Below are 10868 nucleotides of genomic sequence, written 5' to 3'. Positions count from 1 at the left end.
CCCTGTATTCAGACTGCCACTGTTAGCGATGCCAGTCCCATCACCGCCCTGAGCAACGCCGATGCTGGCAGCACCCGTGCCCTTAATGGTGTCATTCCCTGAAAGCGTATAAATCAAACCTCCAGTTAAAATATCGATACCTATTGCTGGAGATACATTTAACTGTTCCCCGATTAAAGTGTCGGAACCAGGGGTGCCGATAAAATAGGGTGGAACGGTAAGTCTAGCCATGTTCAAAACCTCTTTATTAGATTAGTACAGTCAGTTTGCTCATTGAGATGAGTAGTCTATCAACAAAATTTTCAGAATCCTTTCTTCAAGAGCCATTCAGTGATTGAGTCAGCTGTTGTAGAAGTCACTTCAGGCGAATGAAATGCCAACGAAATAATCAGATTCCAGAGCATCAAAACTTGCGATCGCGTCCTATGAATTTTTTCTGGCTTCAGATAATGGCTCGTCTGGCAGGCTGATAGCCATTTTCATAACCAGGAAATCATCTATGCACATTACAAGAAAATAAAATTTTATTACTTTATAATTCTCAGTATAATTACCACTATTTTAGGTTTTAATACAATCTACTCTTAGACGTATTACAAATATTTATTAAGTAAATTTATTTAGTTTATCTTTAGCATCTAGCCATGAACCATCGTATAACTGCACCTACAGGGCAAGTAAATCGATAGAATAATGCTCTGTACAATTGGTGCATTATTTCCATGACCGCCACATCTCCTGCTTTCTTTTCCCCTCAAGAAATCGCTGCTGAAAGTCTTAAACCAGAAGAATACGCAGAAATTGTCCGTCGGTTAGGACGTCATCCTAACAAAGCTGAACTGGGAATGTTTGGGGTGATGTGGTCAGAGCATTGCTGTTACAAAAATTCTCGACCTCTACTCAAACAATTTCCCACTGAGGGGCCCCGCATCCTCGTGGGCCCTGGTGAAAATGCTGGTGTTGTAGATTTGGGCGACGGACTCCAACTAGCTTTTAAGATTGAATCCCACAACCACCCATCAGCTGTAGAACCATTTCAAGGTGCAGCAACGGGAGTAGGCGGTATTCTCAGAGATATTTTTACAATGGGTGCGCGTCCCATTGCTGTATTAAACTCACTGCGCTTCGGTTCCTTAGAAGATGCCAAAACTCAAAGGCTATTCCAAGGTGTAGTGGCGGGAATTGCCCATTATGGTAATTGTGTTGGAGTACCCACCATTGGCGGCGAAGTGTACTTTGACCCGGCTTATTCTGGTAATCCCCTGGTGAACGTTATGGCACTAGGATTAATGGAAACACCAGAAATCGTCAAATCTGGAGCATCTGGCTTGGGCAACCCCGTGCTTTATGTTGGTTCCACCACTGGGCGCGATGGTATGGGAGGCGCAAGTTTTGCCAGTGCAGAATTGAGCGATCAGTCAATAGACGATCGCCCTGCTGTGCAAGTGGGCGATCCATTTTTGGAAAAGTCGTTAATTGAAGCTTGTCTGGAAGCGTTTAAGACAGGTGCAGTTGTCGCCGCCCAAGATATGGGAGCCGCCGGTATCACCTGTTCTACCTCAGAGATGGCAGCAAAAGGCAGTGTGGGAATTGAACTCGATTTAGATAAGATTCCCGTCAGAGAAACGGGGATGGTTCCTTATGAATATCTGCTTTCGGAATCTCAAGAACGAATGCTGTTCGTTGCTCACAAGGGGCGTGAGCAGGAATTAATCGACATTTTTCACCGTTGGGGACTTCAAGCGGTTGTCGCTGGTACTGTCATCGCTGAACCCATCGTGCGGATTCTCTTTCAGGGTGAAGTAGCAGCAGAAATTCCTGCTGAGGCTTTGGCGGAGAATACCCCACTATATAATCGGGAATTGTTGACAGAACCGCCAGAATATGCACGTCAAGCTTGGGAATGGACACCTGATTCCTTACCTCCTTGCACAACTGCTGGAATAGAACTGCAAGGAAGCGTGCAAAGTTGGAATGATATTCTGTTAACTTTACTCGATACACCCACGATCGCATCTAAAAACTGGGTATATCGTCAGTATGACCATCAAGTACAGAACAATACAGTAGTACTACCAGGTGGTGCAGATGCGGCTGTTATCCGTTTGCGCCCCCTTGAAGAAATCCCCAATCTAAAATCCCAAATCCAAAATATAAAATCAGGAGTGGCGGCGACAGTAGATTGCAATCCTCGTTATGTTTATCTTGACCCCTACGAGGGAGCTAAGGCAGTGGTGGCAGAAGCTGCACGCAATCTTAGCTGTGTAGGTGCAGAACCTCTGGCGGTGACGGATAACCTGAATTTTGGCTCTCCAGAAAAACCGATTGGTTACTGGCAATTGGCAGAAGCTTGTCGCGGTTTGGCAGAAGGTTGTCGAGAATTGGCAACACCCGTCACAGGCGGTAATGTCTCTTTGTACAATGAAACGCTCGACTCCCAAGGCATTCCACAACCCATTTATCCCACCCCAGTAGTGGGCATGGTGGGCTTGATTCCCGATATCACCAAAATTTGTGGTCAAGGTTGGCAAGCAGTCGGCGATGTGATTTATCTTCTCGGATTGCCTCTGGCATCCAAAATCAGTTTGGGAGCATCGGAGTATTTAGCCACTATCCACGGTACTGTTGCCGGAAAACCGCCACGGGTAGATTTTGACTTAGAACGCCGCGTCCAGAAAGTTTGTCGTCAAGGAATTCGTAATGGTTGGGTACGTTCAGCCCATGATTCTGCCGAAGGGGGATTGGCGATCGCAATAGCAGAATGTTGCATTTCTGGCAATCTTGGTGCCGAAATCAATTTAGAAATAGCACCAACGCAGTTAAACCGGTTGGATGAAGTGTTGTTTGCCGAAGGTGGTGCCAGGATTTTAGTTTCTGTAGCATCAGCACAACAAGAAATTTGGGAATCATACTTACAAGAACATCTGGGCCAAGAGTGGCAAAAACTGGGTACGGTTCGTAATTATCAGACGGGTTTGGGGGTTTTCACTACTGATAACCAAGCCTTAATCAAAGTTAGGATCGAAGATATGAGCGATCGCTATTCCCACGCGATCGCCAGACGTCTCGCCATCCACACCACTACCCCCAGTTAAACAAGTTAAAAGTTGAAAGTGAGGAGTTAGGAATAAACAGCATAACTCCTAACTCCTAACTCTTTTATTAGCGTCCCTGAGCATAATTACGGTACTGTTTTAATAGATGGTTAAAGATTTGTTAAGAATGCCACCATCTATCTACATAATCCCAGTGACTTGACCCCCCCCACCAGGAGCAAAGCTAGCATGATTTCTATTCATTCTGTCACTTCGGATGAATACCCCGAGCAGACCAACAACCCAATTAATAGTCATGAAAATCAGCCTGACAAGCCAGAAGAAGCTTGTGGTGTTTTTGGCATCTACGCACCAGGAGAAAACGTTGCTAAACTGACCTACTTTGGATTGTATGCTCTCCAGCATCGGGGTCAAGAATCATCTGGTATTGCCACCTTTGAGGGTACACAAGTACACCTCCACAAAGATATGGGCTTGGTGTCTCAAGTCTTTAATGAATCCATCTTGGATCAGTTGCCTGGTAGCCTTGCTGTTGGTCACACTCGTTATTCAACCACAGGTTCTAGCCGCAAAGTTAATGCCCAACCCGCAGTGCTGGAAACCCGTTTAGGTTCATTAGCTCTTGCACATAATGGCAATTTAGTCAATACAGTGCAATTACGTCAAGAGTTGCTTGAGAAAAAATACAACTTAGTTACGACAACAGACTCAGAAATGATCGCTTTTGCGATCGCAGAAGCGATCAACGCTGGTGCAGATTGGCTAGAAGGTGCAATTCAGGCATTTCATCGTTGCCAAGGAGCTTTTAGTTTAGTTATTGGCACTCCTAACGGTGTTATGGGTGTCCGGGATACCAATGGCATTCGCCCCCTAGTAATAGGTACTTTAGCTGGTAATCCAGTCCGTTACGTTTTGGCTTCGGAGACTTGTGGTTTAGACATCATTGGAGCCGAATACCTGCGAGACGTAGAACCAGGCGAATTAGTTTGGATTACTGAAGAAGGTTTGGCTTCCTATCATTGGAGTCAAAAGCCCCAGAGGAAATTGTGTATCTTTGAGATGATTTACTTTGCTCGCCCTGATAGCGTCATGCACAACGAGAGTTTGTACAGCTATCGGATGCGGTTAGGACATCAACTAGCTAAAGAATCCTTTGTAGATGCCGATATTGTCTTTGGTGTTCCTGATTCAGGTATCCCTGCTGCGATCGGATTTTCCCAAGCTTCTGGTGTAGCTTACGCCGAAGGACTGATTAAAAATCGCTATGTTGGACGAACCTTTATTCAGCCAACACAAACCATGCGCGAGTCAGGTATCCGCATGAAACTTAACCCCCTCAAAGATGTGCTGGCGGGTAAACGAGTGATCATTGTAGACGACTCGATTGTGCGGGGTACTACCAGCCGTAAACTAGTCAAAACCTTACGTGAGGTAGGTGCAGTCGAAGTACATATGCGAATTTCTTCTCCGCCTGTAACTCATCCCTGCTTCTATGGCATCGATACCGATTCTCAGGATCAGCTGATTGCTGCTACCAAGTCAGTAGCGGAAATTGCCAAGCAACTGGAAGTAGACAGCCTCGCCTATCTCAGTTGGGAGGGAATGCTAGAAGCGACACGAGAAGACACCAATAGTTTCTGTTCTGCCTGCTTCACCGGAGATTATCCTGTAGCGATTCCTGAGCTAGTGAAGCGCTCTAAGTTGAGTTTAGAAAAGGTAGTGGTGTAGAGGATTGGGAGAGTGGAGATGAGGGAGATGAAAGAGATGATGGAGCAGGGGAAGAAATCAATTCAAAATTCAAAATTCAAAATTCAAACATTTTAGAACTTCAGCAAGACAGCAAGAACTGCCTCCTCTTTCCCAATGCCCACTTGCCCTGAGCGACTTGTGCCGAGCGACTTGTACTCTTGCTAGTCGAAGTAAGCCGAAGGGATGCCCACTTGCCCTGAGCGACTTGTGCCGAGCGAAGCCGAGGTAAGCCGAAGGGATGCCCAATCCGTCTAAAATAGGTAAATCCCCTAACAAAGATGGTTTATGAACCAGCCGATATCTGAGAGAGTGCGCTGGACTACCGCCGATTTAGAGTTGTTTCCAGATAACGGGAACCGCTATGAAATTATTGACGGAGAATTGTTTGTGACCAGAGCGCCTCACTGGAATCATCAAAAAACTTGTGTCAGAATTAGCACTTCTTTGGATAATTGGTCACAGACTACTGGTTTGGGAGAAGTTGTGACTGCTCCAGGCATCATTTTTGGTGATAATGATAATGTGATTCCTGATGTTGTCTGGGCTAGCAATGAGAGGTTGCCCCTGCTTTTGGACGAGGCGGGGCATTTGACTGGTGCGCCAGAACTGGTAATAGAGGTACTGTCTGCTGGTATTGAGAACGAAAAGCAAGACAGGGAATTTAAATTAAAGCTTTACTCAGCAAGAGGTGTTAGAGAATATTGGATTGTGGATTGGCGCAACCAACAGGTGGAAGTATATCGACGCGAGCAAGCGAGTTTAAAGTTAGTTGCTACGTTATTCAATGGTGATGAATTGAATTCACCCATATTGCCTGATATTACTTGTGCGATCGCATCTCTCTTTACTTAACACAATAGCAAGGGATCGCTCAAAGGGAGTGCGCTATCTTTATAATATGTTAATTAATGCGGGATTTCAGGTATGGATGCCGAGGAATTACTCAGGCGTTATGCTACTGGAGAGAGAGATTTTACTGGGGTTGATTTGAGTAATGCTAACTTGAGTAGAACCGACTTGCGTGGTATTAATCTGAGTAGAGCTTATTTGGATGGTGCAAACCTAATAGATGCCAACCTCTGTGGTGCTTGTTTGTCAGGTACTCACTTCGACGTTAGTGAAATGATTAATACTGATCTCAGACAGGCTAATCTCAGTGGTAGTGATCTGAGTGCAGATCTGAGTGGGGCTAATCTCAGTGGTGCTGACCTAAATAGGGCTGACCTGTATAGTGCCTCTCTGGAGAACGCTCTATTGATTGAAACTGACCTCTCTTACACCAAGCTGGAGGCTGCTGTTTTTGAGGGGGCTAACCTCAGCTATGCTAACTTGACGGGTAGTACTGATGCTGATGTCAATAATGCTATTCTTTATCACACCATCATGCCCAATGGAAGTATTGTGAGCAATGACCATAATTAGTGCGATCGCTCCCCTCGCTAGTTGAGGAACGAAACCCAACATTCATGACCGATATCTAATTAACAAATAGAAAGTACAGCTTAACTGTGCTGCAAAAACTCAACTTTGGGCAATAACGGGTCAGTCACAATACCCACACCGCTAAAACCCCAGCGTTTGAGTAAGTTTCCCAACTGTGTACGCGCAATAGATTCCACAGTAAAGCGATTTGCTACTTCTGCCGCATGGGTGTTGAGATAGCTTAAGGCATCAAAGTTTTCCTGAAACAGTAATAAATAACCTGATGTTTCGGCGTCAGGACGAGCTATGAGATAATTACCGTCAGTTTTTGAGCGCACCAAGTAATAGACTTCGGACAGCATGGAGATGAGAGAGATAAAGGAGATGGGGTTAAACCAATGACCAATGACTAATGACTAATGACTAATTAAGATTTTCTAGGCGAATGCGTGGATCGGCGGCTTTTAACATTAAATCGGCGATTAAATTACCAGCAATCAGCAACACTGCGCCCATTACTAAGCTTGCCATTAACAAATATAAATCTTGAGCTTGTAAAGCCTGTAGAGTCAACCTCCCTAAACCGGGCCAGTTGAAGAAAAACTCGGCAATGAAAGCACCATTTAATAAACCAGCTAATTCAAAACCCAATAAAGTAATCAAGGGATTTATCGCATTGCGGAGTGCATGAACGTAGATCACACGGTTCTCTGGCAGTCCTTTAGCACGAGCCGTTTGAATATAATCTTGACGCAGAACATCCAATAATTCGCCGCGAGTGATGCGTTGTAAACCAGCAAAACTAGTAATTGAGAGGGCGATCGTGGGTAAAATCATGTGCCAGCCAATATCTAAGATTCTGCCAAACCACGACAGTTCGGAGTGATTGATACTAGTCATGCTACCCACTGGGAAAAAAGGCGAGGTGATTTGGGCTAAAACCAGCAGCGCTAAGGCAGTGATGAAACTGGGAAAGCCTTGTCCGGCGTAGCTAATTACCTGTAAAATCCGGTCTGATAGCTTATTTTGGTTAACGGCGGCAAAAATCCCTAGAGGAATGGCGATCGCCCATGTGACAATTAAAGATGCGATCGCTAATAGCAAAGTCGCTGGTACTCGTTCCCACAACAGCGATGCTACTGAACGTTGATAAATAAAACTCGTGCCAAAATCTCCTTTTGTCAAAATTCGCCATAGCCATAGCCAAAATTGCTCTGGCCAAGACTTATCCAAACCAAACTGCCGCTTGATTTCTTCAATTCTTTCTGGCGATATCTTCGGGTTTTGCCGCAGCGTATCTATATAATCTCCTGGAGCTAGTTGAATAATGAAAAACGACAACGCTGACGCCAACAACAAAGTCAGTAGTGCCTGCAATACCCGCTTTCCCACATAAACAAAAGTTTCGCTCGTGACTAGCGTTATTAGCCAATCCCGACCTGTCTCCAATGAAATTCTCGTAGATGTCATTTGTCCTTTGTCCTTTGTCCTTTGTCCTTTGTTATTTGTCATTTTGTCCTTTGCTAATGACCAATGACTAATGACCAATGACAAATAACTAATATTCAATTAGAGAGATAATCGGTACCTCAGGCAGATATTTACGCCCTTCTAAATCCCGTAGCTCGATAATAAACCCAAATCCGACTAGTTCGCAGCCAATCTTCTGCACTAACTTTGCTGTTGCACTTGCAGTTCCACCCGTGGCAATTAAATCGTCCACAATTAAAATTCGGCTACCTTGGTGTAAACCGTCTTGATGCACTTCTAGGCAGTCCATACCATACTCTAGTTCATATTCAATTGAATGAACGGCTCCTGGTAACTTACCTTTTTTGCGGACGGGAATAAAACCAGTTCCTAATTTATAAGCCAGAGGTGAACCAAAAATAAATCCCCTCGACTCTATACCAATGACATAATCCGCCGTTATCCCAGCTTCATTGCATTTTTGTGCTAGAAAGTCAATAGTGTAGCGCAGTCCCTCTGGATCGCGCAGCAGGGTAGTAATATCCCGAAATAAAATTCCGGGTTTAGGGAAATCTGGGATGTCACGAACGAGAGACTTCAAATCCATAAAATGGGGAGTGGGGAGTGGGGAGTGGGGAATGGGAGATGGGGGAGAAAAATTAATAACCAATGCACAATACTTCGACTCCTTTCGACTTCGCTCAAGGCAAGTCGCGGTTCCTGAGCGTAGTCGAAGGGCAGTACAAGTGCCCGATGCCCAATTTCAGATACCTGAAAAATCGTACACTATAATGTCATACGCTGGGGGTCGAGGCTGAAGCTTCGCCGTTTATTGACGATAATTAGAATCTAAATCAAGCTAGAAGAGGTATTGCACTAAATAAATGAGGTGAATTAAGTTATGTTTTAAAATTTTGATTTCAATATAGGGAAAAGTTTGAGTAGAAAGAGTTAAGTAATGTATATATCAGGTAGTCATGCTACTGCTATAAGTCTAATGCTCAAGTCTTGGCTACCGATCTTAAATTTGTTTTATCTAGTCTGTTGGAACCGCACAAGGTATTTATAGAATGAATGTCTCAGCAAGTTTAACGCCGTTCAACAGTCCAACTCAAGATTCACTGCCGATGGTTCTGGACACTTTACCAGATCCTGCGATCACTTCTAAAACGTGTCCTCGCAGAACCAGGGTGCAAATTGACCTGATTTTATTGGCAATTGAAGCTTTAGAGCTTAGTGGTTCAGAAGCAATCCTGACTTTTGCTCAAGAGTTGGATCTAAAAGAAATTGTTAAAGACAGGGTGAATTTATGGCGGATGCGTAGCTCTAATCCGCTACGGAGAGCGCACATGCGCCGTCCCTTAAGTATCATGGAAGCAAAAGCTTTGGTGGTCATTGCTTGCTACATAGCGCGGCGTTTAACTGTTGTGATTCGCCAGTTACTAATGATCTGTCAACAAATGGAAGAAAAGCAGATTCCATTAGAACAGAATTTGCGCCTATCTAATTACCTAGAGCGGTTTAGAGCGCATTTTAAGAGCCGCATGAATGCTCGACGTTCTGGTGTCCTAGCATTAACTTCTGATGCAAAATTAGATGAGCTAGCGATAAATTTGTTAGGACAATTACTATTTTGTACTGGTACAGCTGGAATGCAACGGTTCTGGATTAGTCTTTTTGACGGTGAAGTGGAATGAATATTCAACGTAAGTACAGTTTGCCTAATTGTACACTGCTTTTAGAAGGGTTAAGTGATCTCAGTAGGGCTGCACATTTCCAGGAAATGCGCCCGGAATTATCAATATTGGTAAATGCAGAATGTTATTTATCTGGTTACAACCAACCCCTAACGGGAGGGCGGGAATTTTTTGAAAGTTTGGTGAGGGCTGTTAGTGGCTATGCCCAAGAATTTTTAAGTAGTGTACCCAATCCGCAGGCACACAACCAGGAATCGGAGCTAGTAGAGTTTCGCAAAATTGACAGCAACCGACATAGATTAATTATACATTCAGAAGGCGCTCCAGAGGGGTTCAATCACTCTAACAATTCCAAACATCCGCCGATTGAAATAGATTTGAATACGGTGCAGTTGTTTGATTTAGTGGAAGCAGTGGATCAGTTTTTTGCTGATACCCAAACTTTACCTGAACTTTCCTTAGAACTACAACCAGTTACTAGACGCTATGGCGGTGCTAGTCAGGCTGTGATTAGGCAGGCTGTTCCTGCTGCTGTGGGTGTGTCAAGTTTAGCAGTAGCTGCGATCGCCTTTAACTTGATTCCACCTCCCCAAATGCGTCCACCGCAACCTAAACCAGATGAGCAAACTAGCTCTACAACAAACAATATTGCTGCTCCAGCATCAGCTGCTGCAACGCCCACACGAACATCCACAGCTAATACAAAGCCGCCAGTTAAAGATTTAGAAGCACTTTTAAATACAGTTCCAGAAATTACCGATCCATCCCAGTTGCGTGCATTAAATCGTCAAGTTTACAACCAAATTCATCCAGCTTGGAATAATCGTTCAGGATTACAACAGGATTTGATCTATCGTCTGGGTGTAGCTGCGGATGGAGCGATCATCGGTTATAAAGCGCTGAATAAAGAGGCAAATACAGGAGTGGGGCAAACTCCTCTGCCTAACGTACTTTACAATCCAGCTAGCCGCCCTGCCATTTCCAATGAACCGATCGCCCAATTCCGAGTAGTATTTACTACAAAAGGTGTGCTAGAAGTTAGTCCTTGGCGGGGATATGCTAGGACGCCAGAGGTAGTAGGTGCAAAAATTACTGACTCTAATATAGTCAAAGGTTTAAACCAAAAGCTTTATAGTACAGTTCGGCAAACTTGGAGTGGCACTCCCACCTTTACGCGAGATTTAAAATATCGGGTAGCAGTCAACAAAGATGGTGTAATTGCTGACTATGAACCACTCAACCAAGTCGCCTTTGACTATTTTCGCGAAACACCCCTTCCCAAGATGTTTAACGCTGTCTACGGTTCCAATGTAGCAGCTCCCAACAATAAAGAACCTCTCGCCCACTTTCAAGTGATATTCAAGCCTAATGGCACGCTGGAAGTTACTCCTTGGCAGGGATATCAGTAGTTGGGGACTGGGGACTGGGGACACAACGACTGCGCTCAGTGCATCGCTCTTTACTGGGGACTGGG

General features: G+C 44.5%; 10 protein-coding genes. 6 read left to right on the top strand and 4 right to left on the bottom strand.

Translation table 11 applies throughout. The annotated features are described in order from the left end of the window. Positions 1-231: hypothetical protein (locus tag ACFFAP_RS30365; protein ID WP_375514697.1), on the bottom strand; the 231-nt coding region annotated here is incomplete at its 3' end. A gap of 491 nt (positions 232-722) precedes the next feature. On the opposite strand from ACFFAP_RS30365, the gene purL reads away from it, so the two are divergent. The 4 genes from purL (at position 723) to ACFFAP_RS30345 (ending at position 6227) form a co-directional block, all read left to right on the top strand. Next, positions 723-3095, top strand: coding sequence for a phosphoribosylformylglycinamidine synthase subunit PurL (gene purL / locus ACFFAP_RS30360; RefSeq protein ID WP_375514696.1), 2373 nt, complete (start codon positions 723-725; stop codon positions 3093-3095). 189 nt (positions 3096-3284) lie between these two features. After that, positions 3285-4784, top strand: a complete 1500-nt coding sequence (gene purF, locus ACFFAP_RS30355; RefSeq protein WP_375514695.1) for an amidophosphoribosyltransferase — start codon at positions 3285-3287, stop codon at positions 4782-4784. Positions 4785-5090: 306 nt separating this feature from the next. Further along, complete coding sequence (locus ACFFAP_RS30350; protein ID WP_375514694.1) at positions 5091-5657, top strand: Uma2 family endonuclease; 567 nt, start codon at positions 5091-5093, stop codon at positions 5655-5657. Positions 5658-5729: 72 nt separating this feature from the next. After that, a complete protein-coding gene (locus ACFFAP_RS30345; protein ID WP_375514693.1) occupies positions 5730-6227 on the top strand; it encodes a pentapeptide repeat-containing protein in 498 nt (165 codons plus the stop codon). A gap of 80 nt (positions 6228-6307) precedes the next feature. Here ACFFAP_RS30345 and ACFFAP_RS30340 read toward each other — a convergent pair whose 3' ends face one another. From ACFFAP_RS30340 to ACFFAP_RS30330, 3 genes are all read right to left on the bottom strand, one after another. Further along, positions 6308-6589 (bottom strand): hypothetical protein, encoded by a 282-nt coding sequence (locus ACFFAP_RS30340; RefSeq protein WP_094339700.1) that lies wholly within the window; start codon positions 6587-6589, stop codon positions 6308-6310. Positions 6590-6650: 61 nt separating this feature from the next. After that, on the bottom strand, positions 6651-7697 hold the full coding sequence (locus ACFFAP_RS30335) for an ABC transporter permease (RefSeq protein ID WP_375514699.1): 1047 nt from the start codon (positions 7695-7697) through the stop codon (positions 6651-6653). 88 nt (positions 7698-7785) lie between these two features. Next, on the bottom strand, positions 7786-8304 hold the full coding sequence (locus ACFFAP_RS30330; RefSeq protein ID WP_375514698.1) for an adenine phosphoribosyltransferase: 519 nt from the start codon (positions 8302-8304) through the stop codon (positions 7786-7788). 463 nt (positions 8305-8767) lie between these two features. Between ACFFAP_RS30330 and ACFFAP_RS30325 the strand changes: the two genes are divergently transcribed. Further along, a complete protein-coding gene (locus tag ACFFAP_RS30325; protein WP_375514692.1) occupies positions 8768-9394 on the top strand; it encodes a DUF3038 domain-containing protein in 627 nt (208 codons plus the stop codon). Then, the gene (locus ACFFAP_RS30320) at positions 9391-10803 is read left to right on the top strand and encodes a DUF4335 domain-containing protein (RefSeq protein ID WP_375514691.1); all 1413 of its coding nucleotides are present in this window, start codon (positions 9391-9393) and stop codon (positions 10801-10803) included. Before ACFFAP_RS30325 ends, ACFFAP_RS30320 begins: the two co-directional genes overlap by 4 nt. The last annotated feature ends 65 nt before the right edge of the window (positions 10804-10868 follow it).

This window comes from uncultured Nostoc sp. (assembly GCF_964245575.1).
Classification (GTDB): domain Bacteria; phylum Cyanobacteriota; class Cyanobacteriia; order Cyanobacteriales; family Nostocaceae; genus Nostoc.
Note: the sequence above shows the minus strand (reverse complement) of the source record. Positions and strands in the feature narration are given on the sequence as shown.

Excerpts from the sequence above, each read along its gene's own strand:
- purL (WP_375514696.1), top strand. The coding sequence starts at position 723 with ATGACCGCCACATCTCCTGCTTTCTTTTCCCCTCAAGAAATCGCTGCT.
- purF (WP_375514695.1), top strand. The coding sequence starts at position 3,285 with ATGATTTCTATTCATTCTGTCACTTCGGATGAATACCCCGAGCAGACC.
- ACFFAP_RS30350 (WP_375514694.1), top strand. The coding sequence starts at position 5,091 with ATGAACCAGCCGATATCTGAGAGAGTGCGCTGGACTACCGCCGATTTA.
- ACFFAP_RS30345 (WP_375514693.1), top strand. The coding sequence starts at position 5,730 with ATGGATGCCGAGGAATTACTCAGGCGTTATGCTACTGGAGAGAGAGAT.
- ACFFAP_RS30340 (WP_094339700.1), bottom strand. The coding sequence starts at position 6,589 with ATGCTGTCCGAAGTCTATTACTTGGTGCGCTCAAAAACTGACGGTAAT.
- ACFFAP_RS30335 (WP_375514699.1), bottom strand. The coding sequence starts at position 7,697 with ATGACATCTACGAGAATTTCATTGGAGACAGGTCGGGATTGGCTAATA.
- ACFFAP_RS30330 (WP_375514698.1), bottom strand. The coding sequence starts at position 8,304 with ATGGATTTGAAGTCTCTCGTTCGTGACATCCCAGATTTCCCTAAACCC.
- ACFFAP_RS30325 (WP_375514692.1), top strand. The coding sequence starts at position 8,768 with ATGAATGTCTCAGCAAGTTTAACGCCGTTCAACAGTCCAACTCAAGAT.
- ACFFAP_RS30320 (WP_375514691.1), top strand. The coding sequence starts at position 9,391 with ATGAATATTCAACGTAAGTACAGTTTGCCTAATTGTACACTGCTTTTA.